The sequence below is a fragment of the Mesorhizobium sp. M8A.F.Ca.ET.181.01.1.1 genome, assembly GCF_004792025.1.
Lineage (GTDB): Bacteria > Pseudomonadota > Alphaproteobacteria > Rhizobiales > Rhizobiaceae > Mesorhizobium.
Genome location: NZ_SRTV01000001.1, coordinates 1,585,636 through 1,603,966, shown reverse-complemented (window position 1 = coordinate 1,603,966; position 18,331 = coordinate 1,585,636). Strand labels below are relative to the sequence as shown.

Annotated in this window: 15 protein-coding genes; 9 read left to right on the top strand and 6 right to left on the bottom strand. The window is 62.6% G+C overall.

Going from position 1 to position 18,331, the window contains the following annotated elements; genetic code table 11:
• The first annotated feature begins 3 nt into the window (after window positions 1–3).
• The 5 genes from crcB to EN824_RS07935 all read left to right on the top strand — a co-directional run bounded on the left by crcB (window position 4) and on the right by EN824_RS07935 (window position 5,262).
• Window positions 4–378, top strand: a complete 375-nt coding sequence (gene crcB, locus EN824_RS07955; RefSeq protein WP_135932087.1) for a fluoride efflux transporter CrcB — start codon at window positions 4–6, stop codon at window positions 376–378.
• 106 nt (window positions 379–484) lie between these two features.
• A complete protein-coding gene (locus EN824_RS07950) occupies window positions 485–1,465 on the top strand; it encodes an RluA family pseudouridine synthase (RefSeq protein WP_135880295.1) in 981 nt (326 codons plus the stop codon).
• Between the two features lie 47 nt (window positions 1,466–1,512).
• Entirely contained in the window at window positions 1,513–2,385 is an 873-nt protein-coding gene (locus EN824_RS07945; RefSeq protein ID WP_189522140.1) for a DMT family transporter, read from the top strand.
• Between the two features lie 11 nt (window positions 2,386–2,396).
• A complete protein-coding gene (locus tag EN824_RS07940) occupies window positions 2,397–3,188 on the top strand; it encodes an ATP12 family chaperone protein (protein ID WP_135932085.1) in 792 nt (263 codons plus the stop codon).
• Window positions 3,189–3,372: 184 nt separating this feature from the next.
• Complete coding sequence (locus EN824_RS07935) at window positions 3,373–5,262, top strand: MFS transporter (protein WP_135915586.1); 1,890 nt, start codon at window positions 3,373–3,375, stop codon at window positions 5,260–5,262.
• 80 nt (window positions 5,263–5,342) lie between these two features.
• Here the strand turns inward: EN824_RS07935 and EN824_RS07930 are convergent, their stop codons facing one another.
• Entirely contained in the window at window positions 5,343–5,537 is a 195-nt protein-coding gene (locus EN824_RS07930) for a DUF2735 domain-containing protein (protein ID WP_135932084.1), read from the bottom strand.
• Between the two features lie 312 nt (window positions 5,538–5,849).
• Here EN824_RS07930 and EN824_RS07925 point away from each other — a divergent pair, with 312 nt between their 5' ends.
• On the top strand, window positions 5,850–6,890 hold the full coding sequence (locus EN824_RS07925) for a glutamine synthetase beta-grasp domain-containing protein (RefSeq protein ID WP_135915587.1): 1,041 nt from the start codon (window positions 5,850–5,852) through the stop codon (window positions 6,888–6,890).
• A 115-nt stretch (window positions 6,891–7,005) separates the two neighbouring features.
• On the opposite strand, the gene EN824_RS07920 is transcribed toward EN824_RS07925, so the two are convergent.
• On the bottom strand, window positions 7,006–8,178 hold the full coding sequence (locus tag EN824_RS07920) for a P1 family peptidase (RefSeq protein WP_135932083.1): 1,173 nt from the start codon (window positions 8,176–8,178) through the stop codon (window positions 7,006–7,008).
• A gap of 34 nt (window positions 8,179–8,212) precedes the next feature.
• Entirely contained in the window at window positions 8,213–8,815 is a 603-nt protein-coding gene (locus EN824_RS07915) for a TetR/AcrR family transcriptional regulator (protein ID WP_135867744.1), read from the bottom strand.
• A gap of 146 nt (window positions 8,816–8,961) precedes the next feature.
• Here EN824_RS07915 and EN824_RS07910 point away from each other — a divergent pair, with 146 nt between their 5' ends.
• Window positions 8,962–10,386 carry an APC family permease gene (locus tag EN824_RS07910; protein WP_135932082.1) on the top strand — a complete coding sequence of 475 codons (1,425 nt, stop codon included), beginning with the start codon at window positions 8,962–8,964 and terminating at the stop codon, window positions 10,384–10,386.
• Window positions 10,387–11,196: 810 nt separating this feature from the next.
• Here EN824_RS07910 and glnA read toward each other — a convergent pair.
• Both glnA and EN824_RS07900 read right to left on the bottom strand, forming a co-directional pair.
• Window positions 11,197–12,606 carry a type I glutamate--ammonia ligase gene (glnA, locus tag EN824_RS07905; RefSeq protein ID WP_127279623.1) on the bottom strand — a complete coding sequence of 470 codons (1,410 nt, stop codon included), beginning with the start codon at window positions 12,604–12,606 and terminating at the stop codon, window positions 11,197–11,199.
• A 67-nt stretch (window positions 12,607–12,673) separates the two neighbouring features.
• Entirely contained in the window at window positions 12,674–13,012 is a 339-nt protein-coding gene (locus EN824_RS07900; RefSeq protein WP_006205430.1) for a P-II family nitrogen regulator, read from the bottom strand.
• Between the two features lie 356 nt (window positions 13,013–13,368).
• Between EN824_RS07900 and EN824_RS07895 the strand changes: the two genes are divergently transcribed.
• Window positions 13,369–14,898 (top strand): NAD(P)H-hydrate dehydratase, encoded by a 1,530-nt coding sequence (locus tag EN824_RS07895; protein ID WP_135932081.1) that lies wholly within the window; start codon window positions 13,369–13,371, stop codon window positions 14,896–14,898.
• Between the two features lie 26 nt (window positions 14,899–14,924).
• Here the strand turns inward: EN824_RS07895 and EN824_RS07890 are convergent, their stop codons facing one another.
• A complete protein-coding gene (locus EN824_RS07890; protein WP_127869351.1) occupies window positions 14,925–16,457 on the bottom strand; it encodes an acyl-CoA carboxylase subunit beta in 1,533 nt (510 codons plus the stop codon).
• Between the two features lie 411 nt (window positions 16,458–16,868).
• On the opposite strand from EN824_RS07890, the gene EN824_RS07885 reads away from it, so the two are divergent.
• Window positions 16,869–18,293, top strand: coding sequence for a DEAD/DEAH box helicase (locus tag EN824_RS07885; protein WP_127869350.1), 1,425 nt, complete (start codon window positions 16,869–16,871; stop codon window positions 18,291–18,293).
• The last annotated feature ends 38 nt before the right edge of the window (window positions 18,294–18,331 follow it).

Genomic DNA, 18,331 nt, shown 5'->3' with positions numbered 1-18,331 from the left:
GCTATGCTCAATCTGCTTCTTGTTGCCGTTGGCGGCGGCATCGGTGCCGGCATCCGCCATTTGACCAGTATGGGCGCGCTGCGCCTCGTCGGCCCCAACTATCCCTGGGGCACGATGGCGATCAACATCATCGGCTCCTTTGCTATGGGGCTGTTCATCGCCGTTCTGGTGCGCCGCGGCGGATCGAACGAGCTCAGGCTATTCGTCGCCACCGGCATCCTTGGCGGCTTCACCACCTTTTCCGCTTTTTCGCTCGATTTCGCGACGCTGTGGGAGCGGGGCGCCACGTTGCCGGCGTTTGGTTACGCGCTTGCAAGCGTCATTGGCGCGATCATTGCCCTGTTTCTGGGACTTTGGCTTGCAAGAAGCCTGCCATAAGCATGCCATGGCGTGCTTTATGGTTTTGGGCGGCGTGCATTAATGCTATTGCCGCGCCAAACGCAGGCCAAGAGCCCTGCTCGGGAAACGGATAAGCGAAAAAGACATGGCAGGCGTTGAACAGATCACGGTGGAGGCCGGCGAGGCGGGCATGCGGCTCGATCGCTGGTTCAAGACCCATTTCCCGGGTCTTGGCTTCGGCCATCTGCAGAAGCTGTTGCGCTCCGGCCAGATCCGCGTCGATGGCGGTCGGGTCAAGGCCGACACCCGCGTCGAGCCGGGCCAGATGGTGCGTGTGCCGCCGCTCGAGGTGGACAAGAAGGGCGAGAGCGCGCTCACAGGCCACTCGATCCGCAACCAGGGTGACGCCGATGTGCTCGCCAAGATGCTGATCCATGAGGATCCGAAGGTCTTCGTCTTCAACAAGCCGGCGGGCCTCGCCGTTCAGGGCGGCTCCGGCGTCACGCGCAATGTCGACGACATGCTGGAAGCCTGGCGCAACCAGAAGGGCGAGAAGCCGCGGCTGGTGCATCGGCTCGACCGCGATACGTCGGGCGTGCTGGTCGTCGCCCGTACCAGGCTGGCCGCCATGAAGCTCTCCGAGGCGTTCCGGGCACGGGAAACCAAGAAGACCTACTGGGCGCTGGTCAAGGGCGTGCCGCCCAAGCGCGAGGACAAGATCTCGACCTGGCTGATCAAGGAGGCGACGCCGGACGGCGACCGCGTGCGCATCGCCGCGCATGGCGAAAAGGGCGCCGACCACGCCGTGTCCTATTACCGCATCATCGAGCAGGCGGCGCAGACCATGACCTGGCTGGAGATGGAGCCTTATACGGGCCGCACGCACCAGCTCCGCGTCCACGCCGCCTATATCGGCTGTCCGATCATCGGCGACCCGAAATACTTCGAAGCCGACACCAACTGGGATTTTCCCGGCGGCATTCAAAACCGCCTGCACCTGCACGCGCGCCGCATCATTATTCCGCACCCGGACAAGGGCGTCATCGATGTCACCGCGCCGATGCCGCCGCACATGCGCCAAAGCTGGAACCTGATCGGCTTCGACGACGCCAGCGCGGAGGATTGACCGTGAGCGGCGCCACCGACGCGCTCGATCGGCGCGACGCTGTCGATATGGCCGCCGCCGCCATCATGGTCGGCCTGACCTTTTCCTGGGGGCTGAACTACGTCGCCGCCAAAATCTCCTATGCCGGCTACGACCCGGTCTTCCTGTCGATCGCGCGTTCGGTCATTGGTGGTTTCTGCGTTTTCCTCTGGTGCCGATGGCGCGGCATCGCGCTGTTCGCCAGGGATGGGACATTGCTGGCCGGCATCGCGGTCGGCGTGCTTTTCGGCGTCGAGTTCCTTTGCCTCTATGTCGGCCTGGAGCATACGACCGTTGCCCGCAACACGCTGCTGGTCAACTCGATGCCGTTCTGGATGCTGATCGGCGGCCACTTGCTGCTCGGCGAACGGATCACCACGCGCAAATTCCTTGGCCTGCTGTTGGCCTTTGCGGGTCTCGCCACCGTTTTTTCCGACAAGCTCGGCGGTAGCGGAGACATGCTGTTCGGCGATCTCCTGAGCCTTGGTTCCGGGTTTTTCTGGGCTCTGACCAACATCCTCATCAAGCGATCGAAACTGGTCGAGGCAACCGCGGAGAAGCTGCTGCTCTATCAACTCGCCGGCGCGGCGGTCGTTGGCGTGTTGGTGATGCCTCTCGCAGGCCCGCCGGTTCGCGATCCAGCCTTGCTGCCGACATTGGCGCTGCTTTTCCAGGCGATCTATATCGTCGCCTTTACCTATGTGCTGTGGTTCTGGCTGCTGCGCCGCTATCCGGCCTCCGGCCTGTCGAGCTTCACCTTCCTCTCGCCGGTTTTCGGTGTTTTATGCGGCGCGATGTTCTTGAATGAGCCGCTGACCATTCGCATCTTCCTGGCACTTGGTCTCATCGCGGCGGGCCTGATCATCGTCAACCGGCCGGCGCGCAAGCTGACGCCGGTGTGAAAGAGATTTTCATGCGCGATATCCTCAACGACCTCGAAGCGGGCAAGTATCTTTCCGATCCGGATCCGGTGCGTCGCGCCCAGATCCAGATGAAGACGCCGCTGCCCAAGCGCTTCTACAAGGAGGTTTCGGTCGTGCCGGTGGAAGCTGGCTTTGCCGTGCAACTCGACGGCAGGCCGGTGCGCACCCCGGGCAAGGCGTTGCTGGCGCTGCCGACCGAGGCGGCCGCGGCGCTGGTTGCCGACGAGTTCGCGGAACAGGGCGAGACGATCAATCCGGTGACGATGCCGGTGATGCGGCTTGTCAACACCGCCATCGATGGCGTGGCCAGCGATCCGCAGGCGGTGCTGGAAGACATTCTGCGTTTCGCCTCGTCGGATCTGCTCTGCTATCGCGCCGACGCCCCACAAGGGCTGGTCGAGCGGCAGAACGAGCAGTGGGATCCCGTCATCGACTGGGCACGCGCTTCGCTCGGGGTTCGCTTCAACCTTGCCGAGGGCATCATCCATGTCGAGCAGCCGCGCGAAACCATTGCCGTGCTGGGCAGCCATCTGGCGCAGCGCGCCCAACCGCTGCGCCTTGCCGCCATTCATGTCATGACGTCGCTGACCGGCTCGGCACTGCTGGCGCTGGCGGTCGATTTCGGCGAGCTCGACGGCGAGGAAGCCTGGGCCGCCGGCCATGTCGACGAAGACTGGCAGATCGCGCAGTGGGGACAGGACGCCGAAGCCGTCGCGCGCCGCACCGCGCGCAAACGAGATATGATGGCCGCCGCCAGCCTGCTCGAAGCGCTGCAGGCCTGAGCGCTTCGCTCCGCCTTCGCACTGCACCTAATACGAAAGTCATAATCCCATCGTCGCGGTGCCTTTCCCCGGCGCTTTCTGCCATTTTTCCTGTGTTGGCTGCGTCTTGTGAGTCCGCGTTCCGAGGAGAACGCGGACGTTGGCGCACAGCATCGAGGACTGGGTCTCACGGGAGGATAACTCAATGGCAATGGCATCGACCGCCGGCGGAACGAGCCGCGGCATGACGCGAGAGGAGAAGAAAGTCATCTTCGCTTCCTCGCTCGGCACCGTTTTCGAATGGTACGATTTCTATCTCTACGGCTCGCTGGCGGCTTTCATCGGCTCGACCTTTTTCAGCCCGACCATTCCCGAGGCAACGCGCAACATCTTCGCGCTGCTTGCCTTTGCCGCGGGCTTCCTGGTGCGCCCGTTCGGCGCGCTGCTGTTCGGTCGCATCGGCGACCTCGTCGGCCGCAAATACACATTCCTGGTCACCATGACGATCATGGGTCTCTCGACCTTCCTGGTCGGCCTGCTGCCCGGCTATGCGACCTTGGGCATCGCGGCTCCGGTGATCCTGATCGCCCTGCGCATGCTGCAGGGCTTGGCGCTGGGCGGCGAATATGGTGGTGCGGCCACCTACGTCGCCGAGCACGCGCCCGATGACCGCCGCGGCTTCTACACCTCATGGATCCAGACGACCGCGACGCTAGGCCTGTTCCTGTCGCTGATCATCATCCTGATCGTGCAGGGATCGCTGAGCAAGGAGACCTACGCCGCCTGGGGCTGGCGCATTCCTTTCATCGTCTCTTTCCTGCTGCTCGCCGTTTCTATCTGGATCCGGTTGTCTCTGTCGGAGTCCCCGACCTTCCAGAAGATGAAGGAAGAAGGCAAGGGCTCCAAGGCGCCGCTCTCGGAAGCCTTTGGTCAGTGGAAGAACGCCAAGATCGCGCTCCTGGCGCTGCTCGGCCTCACCGCCGGTCAGGCCGTCGTCTGGTACAACGGCCAGTTCTACGCGCTGTTCTTCCTGCAGAACGTGCTGAAAGTCGACGCGCAGTCGGTCAACATCATGATCGCCATCGCGCTGGCGCTCGGCTCGATCTTCTTTGTCGTGTTCGGCTGGCTGTCCGACAAGATCGGCCGCAAGCCGATCATCATGGCTGGCCTTGCGCTGGCCATCGTCTGCACCTTCCCGCTGTTCAAGGCGTTGACCTGGGCCGCCAATCCGGCGCTCGCCAAGGCACAGCAGAGCACCCGGGCAACGGTGACGGCGGCACCCGGCGACTGCAGGTTCCAGTTCAATCCGGTCGGCACGGCGAAGTTCACGACATCCTGCGACATCGCGACTTCGTTCCTGACCAAGAACTCGGTTCCGTACGATGTGGTGTCGACGGCGGCGGCCGGGACGGCTGCGTCAGTCAAGATTGGTACAGAGACGGTGCCGTCCTACGATGCGGTCGCGGCCGGCGATCAGGCCAAGGCCAAGGACGCGGTCTTCGTCAAGGCCGTCAACATGTCCCTGCGGGACAGCGGTTATCCGCTGAAGCGTGCGGCAATTAAGGTTGCGGACCAGAAACTCGATGCCTTCATCGCAGCCAATCCTGAACTCAAGCTCGACGCAGCCGCGATCCGCGGCGGCGAGAAGGCAGCGGTGCCGACCGATCAGGCGGTCAAGGACAAGCTCTTGACCGCCGATGAGGCCGCGGGCGCACCCGAGGTCACCGTCTACAACATACCGGACGGCGGTGCCTTTGCCATGTTCGCCGATCCGGCGGCGGTGAACTGGCCGATGACAATCGGTATCCTGTTCATCCTGGTGCTGTTCGTGACCATGGTTTACGGGCCGATCGCGGCGATCCTTGTCGAGATGTTCCCGACCCGCATCCGCTACACCGGCATGTCATTGCCCTACCACATCGGCAATGGCTGGTTCGGCGGCCTGCTGCCGGCGACGGTGTTCGCGCTCAGCGCCTACAAGGGCGACATCTACTATGGCCTTTGGTACCCGGTGGTCATCGCGGCGATGACGCTGATCATCGGCATGATCTTCGTCAAGGATACGCTGGGAACCGACCTGCACGCCAAGGAGTAGTCGCTAGGCTCTTACGAACGAAAAGCCCGGCGCGAGCGATCGCGCCGGGCTTTTTCATGCGAGATCGACGTGGAGCGGCTTCAGCTTTTCCGTTGCGGGCTTTCTTCCTCGACGGCGGCCTCGTGGTACCAGCCATCGAAATCGGCGTGCTCGCCGCGAAGCGCGGCAAGCTCTGCCGCGAATTTGGCCTTGGCGCCTAAATTTAAGGCAGGCCTGCGCGCTGCCGGTGGGAACATCAGGATTTTCGCCGACGGACGCGATTGCGTGACTTGCATTGCCGGTCTCCCTTGTTTTTCAGAAGCTCGTCGATTCAGTTCTCATCAAAATAGGTTCTGCGAGTCATTTAGGCAATATGCCTACGAAAAGATCATGATTTGCCTATGATTTAAGCAGTATTGCGGCTTGGGCGATCTGCACGCATTGCTGGGACGGCCCAGCAAAATCAAAGCCTTGGCATGACCATTTTGCCGCACCCGTCGGAGGCCGAGTGGCATACGAATTGCTTTTTAATCATCGGCAGGCCGGCCTGTTTCGGCCATGCATCGACATCGCCTGCTTGCGGTGTCCAAGCAACGAGAGGCTCTAGAATGACCAAATACAAGCTCGAGTATATCTGGCTCGATGGATACACCCCGGTCCCCAATCTTCGCGGCAAGACGCAGATCAAGGAATTCGCCGAGTTCCCGACGCTCGAGCAGCTGCCGCTGTGGGGCTTCGACGGGTCATCGACGCAGCAGGCCGAAGGGCATAGCTCCGACTGCGTGCTGAAGCCGGTCGCGGTCTACCCGGATCCGGCCCGCACCAACGGCGCGCTCGTCATGTGCGAAGTCATGATGCCCGATGGCGTTACGCCGCACGCTTCCAACAAGCGCGCCACCATCCTCGACGACGAAGGCGCCTGGTTCGGCTTCGAGCAGGAGTATTTCTTCTACAAGGACGGCCGTCCGCTCGGCTTCCCCGAGAGTGGCTATCCCGCACCGCAGGGTCCGTACTATACCGGCGTCGGCTATTCGAATGTCGGCTCCGTTGCGCGCCAGATCGTCGAGGAACATCTTGATCTCTGCCTCGCGGCCGGCATCAACCACGAAGGCATCAACGCCGAAGTGGCCAAGGGCCAGTGGGAATTCCAGATTTTCGGCAAGGGCTCCAAAAAGGCCGCCGACCAGATGTGGATGGCCCGCTATCTGATGCAGCGCCTGACCGAGAAGTACGGCATCGACATCGAATACCATTGCAAGCCGCTCGGCGACACCGACTGGAACGGCTCGGGCATGCATGCCAATTTCTCGACCGCCTATATGCGTGAAGTCGGCGGCAAGGCCTATTTCGAAGCGCTGATGGCGGCTTTCGACAAGAATCTGATGGACCACATCGCCGTCTACGGCCCGGACAACGACAAGCGTTTGACCGGCAAGCATGAGACCGCGCCGTGGAACAGGTTCAGCTATGGCATCGCCGATCGCGGCGCGTCGATCCGCGTCCCGCATTCGTTCGTCAAGAACGACTACAAGGGCTATCTGGAAGACCGCCGTCCGAACTCGCAGGGCGACCCCTACCAGATCGCCTCGCAGATCCTGAAGACGATCGCTTCGGTGCCGGCCAGCGCAGAGGTTTCGGCCGCCGCCTGATCCTCTTTGCGGCGCACCAACTCTGCGCCGCGAACGGATGCTCATTATGGAAAAGGCCCGGGCTGAAAACGCCCGGGCCCTTTTTTTGTCAAGCAGTTTGCCGGATTGGCCTTCGTTATTGTCGATCAGCCATGACCCCACGCGCGTTCAGAGCCGTCACCACCTTGGCATGCGGCAGGGCGGGGGTCCGATTGCCGTCGCGGCCGATCATGTCGCTGTTGGCGACAAGCGCGTTGAGCACCGCCTCTTCGGCTGCTTGCACGACGGCTGCGTAGAAATCATCCATGCGACCCCACGGGATGAAATCCATGTGCCCATAGCTGTGTTCGGTCGCCGGTCCCCGCGGGAAGCGGCCGTTGAGGGCGTCGCGGTTGGCGGTCGAGAAAGCGAGAAAGATATCGCCGGAGAAATGCGAGCCGGTGGTGCCTGTCCGTGCGAGGCCGAGCGGCACGCGCCTGGCCAGCGCCTTGCACTGGCCAGGCAGCAGCGGCGCATCGGTGGCGACGATGCCGATGCAGGAGCCGGCGCCCGTCGGGCCGCCGCTGAAATAGTGCTCCATCGGGTTGTCGTCGGCGAGTTCGTTGCCGAGCGGCGCGCCGGCAATGGTGAGTTCACGGCGCGAGCCGAAATTGGCTTGCAGGAAGACGCCGACCGTGTAGGAGCGATGGCCGTAGTCGACGACCCTTGAAGCCGTGCCCGAGCCGCCCTTGAAGGCGTAGCAGTTCATGCCCGTGCCGCCGCCGACCGAGCCTTCCTCGATGTGGCCGCTCGTCGCATTGTCGATCGCCGCGATCGCATGGTCGACCGTGACATGCGAGCCGTTGATATCGTTGAGATAGCCATCCCAGGTTTCGGCCACCACCGGCAGCAGCCACTGATCGGCGACGTCGGGCTTGTGGCGCGCGACCCAGTCGATGATGCCGCGATGACAGGGGCCGACCGCATGGGTGTTGGTGATCAGGATCGGCAGGCTGATGCTGCCGGCTTCCTCTATCCACGAGGCGCCGGTCATTTCGCCATTGCCGTTGAAGGAGTGATAGCCGGCGGCGCAGGCCACACCGACGCCGTCATGGCCGAACGGCAGTATCGCCGTCACGCCGGTGCGCACCGGTCCCTGTCCGAGTGAGAGCCTGCCTTCGCCCTTGATGATCGTGGAGTAGCCGACCAGGACGCCTCCGACATCGGTGATGGCATTGGCGGGGCCGGGCGTGCCCTGCAAGGGAATGGCGAGCGCCCGGGCGCGGGCCTTGCCGGCTGGCGTGGTGGTATGGGTCGGCAGTTGGTCCATGCTGGGGTTCCGCTCCGTTGATTGATATTCTGGCTCAGCGAAGGCTGCAGCCCGTCGCAAGCTCGGCATAGCTGGTCAGGATCGCCATCGCCGAAGGTTGATCGACCGCGGGCACGACATTGACGAGATGCAGCCCCAGGCCATCCTCGAGCACGACCAGGCTGCGCGCGATCGTCTCGCTGGTCGCCCGTAGTTTAAAGATGCCGGTGGCGGCGCCCGCCTCCAGTATGCCGACATAGATCGACACCTGCCGCTCGAACAAAGTGATGTGGCGGGCCGCGTAGTTCGCATCCGAGCGCGAATAGGCGCCAAGTTCGAGCAGCAGCCGGCAGAGCTGGTCGTCCGCGTCCGTCGGCAGTCCGCTTTCGATCATCGTTTTCAGCCGCAGCCGCGGATCGGCGATCTCGGCAACCGACGCCGCGCGTATGGTGCAGAACCGCTCGACGGCCTTGCGTTGCACATCGTCCAGCAGGTCCTTCAGGCCAGGATAATAGTAGAGCAGGGCGCTCGAACTCATCCCTGCTTCATTGGCGACGTCGCGCAACGTGACGCCGGCAAGGCCGCGCTTGGCGATCATCGATTCCGCTGCCGCGACGAGCGTGAGGCGACGATCGGCCTGGGTTTTGGGTCGTCCCATCTTCGTTTCCTGAATTTGATTCAGTTTAAAACAGCCTCATGAAATTTCGCAAGCACCAATGCACCATATTTATTGACGATATCTGACTCCGTCGCTAGGGTCCCCATCGGAGGAAATTTTTATCTTATTAAAAAAAGGGGAGGAAGATGTCTACAAACGAAGCAACGACAGGGTCAACTGCGAAGGCCGCGCCCGCCGCCAAGGGACTGGATCGGGCGCTGAATGCGCTCGGCACACTGATGATCGTGCTGTCGGCAGTGACGCCGGCATCCTCGGTGTTCATCATCGTGCCGGGCGTCATCGCGCTGGCCGGCACCGGTTCATTTCTCAGTTTCGTCATTGCCGCGGTCATCGGGCTGTTCATGGCCTTCGTGTATGCCGAGCTCTCATCGGCCTATCCGATGGCCGGCGGCGAATACACCATGATCGGCCGCACGCTCGGCCGCTTCTGGGGCTTCGTCACGCGGGTGCTGGTGTTCGTCTCGATCGTGCTGATCGTCGCCGTCATCGCGCTTGGTGTCGGCACCTATCTCGGTGTGCTCATCCCCAACCTCAGTCCGCAATGGGTCGGCGTGGTGACGATCGGGCTGGCCGGCACGGTCGCGGCGATGCGCATCAAGCTCAATGCCTTCGTCACCGGCATTTTCCTCGGCATCGAGATGCTGGCGCTGCTGATCCTGACCGGTCTCGGCTTTGCCCATGTCGAGCGGCCGCTCTCCAGCCTGTTCACCTCGCCGCAATTGCTCGACGCCACCACGAACACGCTTGTTCCGGCCTCGGCCGGCCTCATCCTGGCCTCCACTGCCGTCTCGCTGTTTGCCTATAACGGCTATGGCGCGGCCGCCTATTTCGGCGAGGAGACACAGGATGCCAGGCGCAACATCGGCAAGGTGGTTCTCTGGGCATTGGTGATTACCGTCGCGGCCGAACTCATTCCGCTGACGGCGGTGTTGCTGGGGTCTCCGGATCTTCCCGGCCTGCTCGCGGCACCCCAAAAGATCGAGTATTTTCTGGAAGCGCGCGGCGGCCATGCGCTGACGGTTCTGATCAGCCTTGCCATCGTCGTTGCCATCTTCAACGCCGTCATCGCAATCATCCTGCAGGCCGCCAGGCTGCTGTTCAGCTCCGGCCGCGACAAGACCTGGTTCGGCCCAATCAACGCCGCCGTCGCCTCGGTCCATGGCAGCTACGCATCGCCCTGGATCGCCACCATCGTCGTGGCGGTGCTGGCTGCGCTCGCCTGCTTCATCGATCTCAATCTGCTGCTGGTGGTCAGCGGCACGTCGCTGGTGGTGATCTACGCGCTTTTGTGCGTGGCGGTGTTTGCCGGCCGCCGCAATGGCACCACGGCTGGCGGACACTACCGCATGCCGCTGTTCCCGGTGCCGGCCGTCCTTGCCTTTGTGGCGCTGGTCTATGTCGCCTACCAGAACCTGCTCGATGCTGCTTTCGGGCGCCCGAGCCTGATCGCGACGCTGCTGATCATGGCAGTGGCGGCAATCTACTATCTGCTGATCCTGGCCAGGCGAACGGACTGGAACCTGCACGGTCCCGACGAGCTTGCTGGATAGGCGTTACCCTCCGACGCTCTGTCCTTGCGAGAACCCCGGCCGTCGCCGGGGTTCTCTTTTGTGGCGGCCCGTCCATTCCGGAGAGACTCGCTCCGGGATGCCACGTTAGCAGCGAGTGGGCGGAACAGGCGCTGAACGTCCATCAAAACCGATCGAACGGCTGCGACTTGAATACACCCAAAAAAAGTCAGGCTGAAAAGGTCGGGTCAGCTTCAGCGAATGAGGAGGCTTTTGGCCGGCATGCCATACCCTTCATCGACGGCTTGCGTTTCTGTATTTGGTGAAAAAGCCCGGAAAACTGCCTGTTTCCGGCTCGTCCGTACACCAACGAACCCTTGTATAAGCCACTGTTCATGCAAGGAAATCGCCAGTTGGTGCCATACCTCCGTGGCGTTGACATATGACGCCGCGGCATGCGTATTCACGGCTACGGGTTACGCCAAGCGATGCTGTTCGAACGGGGCGGGGGTTTCGTGAACGACTGCATTGGCGGGGGCGCCGGACGAGCGGGCATTGCAGCCTGAGGCAGTGCGCCGCTCGCTCCTGGCGTTCGATTGCGCTCGAAAGGCTACGGCTACTTGCTCGAATGGGCACTGGCTGGGTCCTGCCGCCCGTGACCTGAGGTCTTTCGCCGGCGGCCGCCGCGAGGCCCGGCAGCTCCAGCTGCGATCCGTCCTTCAAAACCTAAGCAAGTTGACCATCGTGCGTGGCTGTCCGCAAACAATCCATCGACAGAGCCCTTTGGATCAGCAAAAAGCCCTTGAAGGGGGAAATCCTTCAAGGGCTTTGAAACATTATCCGAACGGAATCCTAGACCGAATAGTACATGTCGTATTCGACCGGATGCGGGGTCATTTCGAAGCGCATCACTTCCGCCATTTTCAGTTCGATGTAGCTATCGATCTGGTCGTCATCGAAGACGCCGCCGGCCTTCAGGAAGCCGCGATCCTTGTCGAGGCTTTGCAGCGCTTCACGCAGCGAGCCGCAGACGGTCGGGATCTTCTTCAGCTCCTTCGGCGGCAGGTCGTAGAGATCCTTGTCCATTGGCTGTCCCGGATGGATCTTGTTCTTGATGCCGTCGAGGCCGGCCATCAGCATGGCGGCGAAAGCGAGATAGGGGTTCGCGCCCGGATCGGGGAAGCGAACCTCGACGCGCTTGGCCTTTGGCGACGAGCCGAATGGGATGCGGCAGGAGGCCGAGCGGTTGCGCGCCGAATAGGCGAGCAGCACCGGCGCTTCGTAGCCAGGCACCAGACGCTTGTAGGAGTTGGTCAGCGGGTTGGTGAAGGCATTGATCGCCTTGGCATGCTTGATGATGCCGCCGATATAGAACAGGCAGCTCTCCGACAGACCGGCATATTCATTGCCGGCGAAGGTCGGCTTGCCGCCCTTCCAAATCGACTGGTGGACGTGCATGCCCGAGCCGTTGTCGCCGAAGATCGGCTTCGGCATGAAGGTGGCGGTCTTGCCATAGGCGTTGGCGACCTGGTGCACGACATACTTGTAGATCAGCATCTTGTCGGCGTTGCGGACCAGCGTGTCGAACTTGATGCCCAGTTCGTGCTGGGCGGCGGCCACCTCATGGTGATGCTTTTCGACGCGCACGCCCATTTCGGCCAGCACCGTCAGCATTTCGGAACGCATGTCCTGCGCCGAATCGATCGGCGGCACCGGAAAATAGCCGCCCTTGATGCGCGGCCGGTGACCGAGGTTGCCGGTTTCGTAGTCGGTGTCGTCGTTCGACGGCAGTTCGGTCGAATCGAGCTTGAAGCCGGTGTTGTAGGGATCGGCCTTGTACTTGACGTCGTCGAACACGAAGAACTCGGCTTCCGGGCCGACGTAGATGGTGTCGCCGATGCCTTCCGCCTTCATGTAGGCCTCGGCCTTCTTGGCCGTGCCGCGCGGATCGCGGTTGTAGGATTCGCCCGAGACCGGGTCGAGGATGTCGCACAGGATAACCATGGTCGACTGCGCGAAGAACGGGTCCATGTGGACCGTGTCCGGATCGGGCATCAACACCATGTCGGACTCGTTGATGGCCTTCCAGCCGGCGATCGAGGAGCCGTCGAACATGACACCGTCGGCGAACATGTCTTCCTCGACCTCGACGACATCCATCGTCACGTGCTGCAGCTTGCCCTTCGGGTCGGTGAAGCGCAGGTCGACGAATTTCACGTCGTTGTCCTTGATCTGCTTCATGATGTCTTTGGCTGTCGTCATGTCATGTATCCCTGTGTGCTGACGTTTTTTTGATGGATGACGTTTCTTAGAGGATGGCCGGGTCGGATCAAACCGCGTCCATGCCGGTTTCGCCGGTGCGGATGCGCACGACTTCCTCGATGTTGGAGACGAAGATCTTGCCGTCGCCGATACGGCCGGTCTGGGCCGCCTTGCGGATGGCCTCGATCGCGCCTTCCACGGCATCGTCGCCGAGCACGACCTCGATCTTCACCTTGGGCAGGAAGTCGACGACATATTCGGCGCCGCGGTAGAGTTCGGTGTGGCCCTTCTGGCGCCCGAAACCCTTGGCTTCGGTCACGGTAATGCCTTGCAGTCCGGCCTCCTGAAGCGCTTCCTTCACTTCGTCCAGCTTGAATGGCTTGATGATCGCTTCGATCTTTTTCATGTAAAAAGTGGCCTCCACTGCCAAAAAAACGGGTTGTGAGCCCCCGCTTGCGCCTCCATCAAGCACGAACTGTGCCAGTCGAAGGGAACTGAAGCGGTGTCATACGATTCCAAAGCCATGTCACCCCCAGATGCAAATTCGCGTCATTCGCTGCATTGGAAGCGGCATGAAGGACAACAGCCTATTCGGCGCCACTGTGCCTGTCTGCCCAATATCTGGGCAAAGTGCTCATATTGCGGGCAGCTTGGTGCCCGTGATCCTTGCGCCGATCGACGTGACCATGACAGCGCTACTCCTCCCCGTTTGCGTCGAGCCGAAAACTGGACAATGCTTGATCGAATGCGGATCGGCAATCCATGAGCCACGAACTTCTTACTTCCGCCGAGATGGGCGAAGCGGATCGGCTGACTATTGCAGCAGGTCCAACCGACGGCATTGGCTTGATGCGCCGTGCCGGGCAAGCCATCGCGGCGCAAGTGCTCAGGCGCTATCCCGCAGCGGCCCACGTCCATGTATTGTGCGGCCCGGGCAACAATGGCGGCGACGGTTATATCGTTGCCCAAGTCCTTGCCGGCAGCGGCGTCGCCACCACGGTCTGGGCGCATGGTCCGCCAAGGCCGGATAGCGACGCGGCACTCGCCGCCGCGGAATGCTCCGTCAGGCCCAGGCCGCTCTCGGACTTTAATGCCGGACCCGGCTCGATCGTGGTCGATGCGCTTTACGGCGCAGGGCTGTCCAAGCCGTTGTCCGGCGAGGCCGCCAGGGCGGTCGATCTCGTGAGCGACCTGCATCTGCCGGTTGTCGCGGTTGACCTGCCTTCCGGTATCTCCGGTGACAGCGGCAAGGTGCTCGGCACATCGTTCTCAGCCGACCTCACCGTGACCTTCGCGCGCAAGAAACCCGGCCATCTGCTCCTGCCCGGCCGGGAACGATGCGGCGAGATCGTGCTTGCCGATATCGGCATCGGCGCGCAGATCATCGCAACGCTCCAGCCCCGGACATTCGAGAACGGACCGGAGCTTTGGTTGCGCGGTTTGCCGGTGCCGGCCGTCGACGCGCACAAATACAAGCGCGGCCATGTCGGTGTCTTTTCCGGTGGACCCAACGCTACCGGCGCGGCGCGGCTCTCGGCGCTTGCCGCCGCCCGAAGCGGGGCAGGGGCGGTGACGCTTCTGTCGCCGGGCAACGCCATGCAGGTCAATGCCGCGCACCTGACCTCGATCATGTTGCGCAGGACCGACGACACTGCCGACATTGAGGCATTTGTCGGGGAACGTCGGCCATCGGCCTTTGTTCTCGGACCCGGCTTTGGCGTCGGTGAAAAAACCAAGGCGTTCGCGCTCGCGCTGCTCGCGTCGGGCAAGCCAGCGGCCGCCTCCACCGGAATTGACGGCCTGGTCTTCGACGCCGACGCGATCACGAGTTTTCGGGAGGCGCCAGACGTTTTGTTCGAAGCCGCCCGTGGGCCGGACGCGCCGGCGCTGGTGATGACACCGCATGAAGGCGAGTTCGCCAGGCTGTTTCCTGGTATCGCCGACGACAATGCCTCCTCGAAGCTGGACAAGGCACGCTCGGCTGCCGCGAATGCCAATGCCGTCATCGTCTACAAGGGCGCCGATACGGTGATCGCCGCTCCGGATGGCAGGGCGGCGATCAATTCCAACGGCGTGGCCTGGCTTGCCACAGCGGGGTCGGGCGATGTGTTGTCCGGCATCGCGGCCGGACTGCTTGCCCAGGGCATGCCGGCATTCGAAGCGGCCTGCGCGGCGGTCTGGATCCATGCCGAGGCGGGCAGTCGGTTTGGGCCGGGGCTGATCGCCGAGGACTTGCCGCTGGCGCTGGTGCCGGTGCTGCGCGACCTGGTGGCTGCAGGAGACGGGCGCTGATCAACCGCGATGCCCGCGACACCAGTTCACAGCGGAATGTTGTCGTGCTTCTTCCAGGGGTTCTGCATGTCCTTGTTGCGCAGCATGCGAAGCGCCCGGGCGATACGGCGGCGGGTCGAGTGCGGCATGATCACCTCGTCGACATAGCCGCGCTCGGCGGCCACGAAAGGCGACAGGAAGCGATCCTCGTAAGCCTTTGTATGGGCAGCGATCTTTTCGCCATCGCCGATGTCCTTGCGGTAGATGATCTCGACCGCGCCTCTGGCGCCCATCACCGCGATCTGCGCCGTCGGCCAGGCATAGTTCATGTCGCCGCGCAGATGTTTTGACGCCATCACGTCATAGGCGCCGCCATAGGCCTTGCGGGTGATGACGGTGATCTTCGGCACGGTCGCCTCGGCATAGGCGAAGAGCAGCTTGGCGCCATGCTTGATCAGGCCGCCATACTCCTGCGCGGTACCCGGCAGAAAACCGGGAACATCGACGAAGGTGACGATCGGGATTGAAAAACAGTCGCAGAAGCGCACGAAGCGTGCCGCCTTGCGGCTGGCGTCGGAATCGAGCACACCCGCCAGCACCATTGGCTGGTTGGCGACAAAGCCGACCGTGCGGCCCTCGACCCGGCCGAAACCGGTGACGATATTCTTCGCAAAGCTCTGCTGGATCTCGAAGAAATCGCCCTCGTCGGCGACCTTCAGGATCAATTCTCTGATGTCATAGGGCTTGTTGGCGTTGTCGGGGATCAGCCGGTCGAGCGACATGTCATGATCGGTGACCGACTGGTAGCATTCGATCTCGGGAATCTCTGATGTGTTGGAAGCCGGTAGCAGGTCGATCAGCCGGCGCATCTGCAGGAGTGCTTCGACGTCATTGTCATAGGCGCCATCGGCGATCGAGGATTTCGTCGTGTGGACGGAAGCACCGCCGAGGCTCTCGGCTGTCACCGTCTCGTTGGTCACGGTCTTCACCACGTCCGGCCCGGTGACGAACATGTAGGAGGTGTCGCGCACCATGAAGATGAAATCGGTCATGGCCGGCGAATAGACGTCACCGCCGGCACAAGGGCCCATGATGACGGAGATCTGCGGTATGACGCCCGAAGCGAGCACGTTGCGCTGGAAGATTTCGGCATAGCCGCCGAGTGCCGCCACGCCTTCCTGGATGCGCGCCCCCCCGGCATCGTAGAGGCCGATGATCGGCGCACGGTTGCGCAGCGCCATCTCCTGCACCTTGATGACCTTTTCGGCATGGGCTTCCGACAGCGAGCCGCCGAACACTGTGAAATCCTTGGCGAAGAGATAGACCGGGCGGCCATTGACCGTACCCCAGCCCGTGACGACGCCATCGCCTGCGATCTTGGTCTTCTCCATGCCAAAATCGGTCGAGCGATGCTCGACATACATGTCGAACTCCTCGAACGAGCCTTCGTCGAGGAACACCTCAATGCGTTCGCGCGCGGTGAGCTTGCCCTTCTTGTGCTGGGCGTCGATGCGGGCCTGGCCGCCACCCATGCGGGCGATGTCGCGCCGCCGCTCGAGTTCCTTCAGCACGTCCTTCATCGCTCGGTCCCCAGAAAACGGAAGCTGCGTTTGTGGTAATGATGCCCGACGGGGAGCGCAAGCGTCGGCTTTTTGGTCCGTTTTTGTTGCGCTGCAACATGGAGCCCTTGCATTTCGGGGCGAACTCAGCCATATGCAGCGGCATAGGCGCTTGGGCCGGACTCACCGGCCTTCTCGACGAATGAGACTGGTTGCGTCTGTTTTCCCTCTTTCCGGTATATCGGCCCCTCTTTCCGGTACATCACAAAGTGGCGAAAAAGCCCCGTGGCATGATGCCTGCGGGCACGACAGCGCAGCCGCGCGGACAATCCTGTCCGCCGCCTTGTCGTTCCATGACAGTTTATCCGACGGCAGGTTGCGCCCTGCCGCCATTGATGTTTGCGGCCAGAGGCCGCGTGAAAGAAGATTATTTTGACCAACGAAAACACTTTGCCCGGCAATGAAACCGCGGAACTCTCCGGTTTCGCGGCGCTGGGAATTACGGGTGCGCTGCTCAAGGCAACCCACAATGCCGGCTTCGCCGAACCGAAGCCGATCCAGATGCAGGCGATCCCGCCGCAGCTGGAAGGCCGTGACATTTTCGGCATCGCGCAGACCGGCTCCGGCAAGACCGCGGCCTTCGCGCTGCCGATCCTGTCGAAGATCATCGCGCTCGGCACCAAGCGGCGCGCCAAGACGACCCGTGCGCTGATCCTGGCGCCGACCCGTGAACTCGCCGTGCAGATCGAGGACACGATCAAGATCCTCGCCAAGGGCGCGCATGTCTCGACGGCACTCGTACTGGGCGGCGTCTCGCGCTTCAGCCAGGTGAAGAAGGTTGCTCCCGGCGTCGATATCCTCATCGCCACGCCCGGCCGCTTGACCGACCTCGTGCGCGAGGGCGACCTCATCCTCTCGGACACCAAATGGCTGGTGCTGGATGAGGGCGATCGCATGCTCGACATGGGCTTCATCAATGACGTCAAGCGCATTGCCAAGGCGACCGCGCCCGACCGCCAGACGGCACTGTTCTCGGCCACCATGCCGGACGAGATCGCCGAGCTCGCCAAGGGCCTCCTGAAGAACCCGGTCCGCATTGAAGTTTCGCCGCAAAGCACCGCGGCGGCCGAGATCGTGCAGGGCGTCGTCTTCGCCCGCACCAAGCAGAAGCGCCAGGTTCTGTCGACGATGCTCGCTGACGCGGCGATGAAGTCCGTCATCATCTTTTCGCGCACCAAGCATGGTGCGGACCGGGTGACCAAGGACCTCGAGCGCGACGGCTTCAAGGCCGCCGTCATCCATGGCAACAAGTCGCAGAATGCTCGTCAGAAGGCGCTGAATGACTTCCGTGACGGCTCGGTGCGCATTCTGGTCGCGACCGACATCGCGGCGCGTGGCATCGACGTGCCCGGCATCAGCCATGTCGTGAATTTCGACCTTCCGGATGAGGCGGAAAGCTACGTCCACCGTATCGGCCGCACCGGCCGCAACGGCATGGATGGCATCGCGATCACGCTTTGCGATCCTTCGGAGAACAGCAAGCTGCGCCAGGTCGAGCGGATCATCCGCACCAAGCTGCCTGTTGTTGCCGACCATCTCGGCAGCCCCGATCCGGCACGCAATCCGGCTGAGAAGAACGAGCGCTTCGAACCCGCCAACGATCGCAGCGACCGTAACGGCCGTCGCGACGGCCGGCGGCCGGGCGGCGAGAAGAAGCAGAACAACGGCTTCGGCAAGAAGCGCTTCGGCGACAAGCCGGCCTTTGCCGGCGAGCGCAAGCCCGAAGGCGCCAAGCCCTTCAAGGGCAACAACAAGCGCCGCTTCGGCGGCAAGCGTCCGGCAGCGCGGGCTGCTTGATAGGCCTCACGGACGCCTCCATCCCTGGGGTTGGCTGG

Coding starts and splice junctions, on each gene's coding strand:
- crcB (WP_135932087.1), top strand. CDS start 4: ATGCTCAATCTGCTTCTTGTTGCCGTTGGCGGCGGCATCGGTGCCGGC.
- EN824_RS07950 (WP_135880295.1), top strand. CDS start 485: ATGGCAGGCGTTGAACAGATCACGGTGGAGGCCGGCGAGGCGGGCATG.
- EN824_RS07945 (WP_189522140.1), top strand. CDS start 1,513: ATGGCCGCCGCCGCCATCATGGTCGGCCTGACCTTTTCCTGGGGGCTG.
- EN824_RS07940 (WP_135932085.1), top strand. CDS start 2,397: ATGCGCGATATCCTCAACGACCTCGAAGCGGGCAAGTATCTTTCCGAT.
- EN824_RS07935 (WP_135915586.1), top strand. CDS start 3,373: ATGGCAATGGCATCGACCGCCGGCGGAACGAGCCGCGGCATGACGCGA.
- EN824_RS07930 (WP_135932084.1), bottom strand. CDS start 5,537: ATGCAAGTCACGCAATCGCGTCCGTCGGCGAAAATCCTGATGTTCCCA.
- EN824_RS07925 (WP_135915587.1), top strand. CDS start 5,850: ATGACCAAATACAAGCTCGAGTATATCTGGCTCGATGGATACACCCCG.
- EN824_RS07920 (WP_135932083.1), bottom strand. CDS start 8,178: ATGGACCAACTGCCGACCCATACCACCACGCCAGCCGGCAAGGCCCGC.
- EN824_RS07915 (WP_135867744.1), bottom strand. CDS start 8,815: ATGGGACGACCCAAAACCCAGGCCGATCGTCGCCTCACGCTCGTCGCG.
- EN824_RS07910 (WP_135932082.1), top strand. CDS start 8,962: ATGTCTACAAACGAAGCAACGACAGGGTCAACTGCGAAGGCCGCGCCC.
- glnA (WP_127279623.1), bottom strand. CDS start 12,606: ATGACGACAGCCAAAGACATCATGAAGCAGATCAAGGACAACGACGTG.
- EN824_RS07900 (WP_006205430.1), bottom strand. CDS start 13,012: ATGAAAAAGATCGAAGCGATCATCAAGCCATTCAAGCTGGACGAAGTG.
- EN824_RS07895 (WP_135932081.1), top strand. CDS start 13,369: ATGAGCCACGAACTTCTTACTTCCGCCGAGATGGGCGAAGCGGATCGG.
- EN824_RS07890 (WP_127869351.1), bottom strand. CDS start 16,457: ATGAAGGACGTGCTGAAGGAACTCGAGCGGCGGCGCGACATCGCCCGC.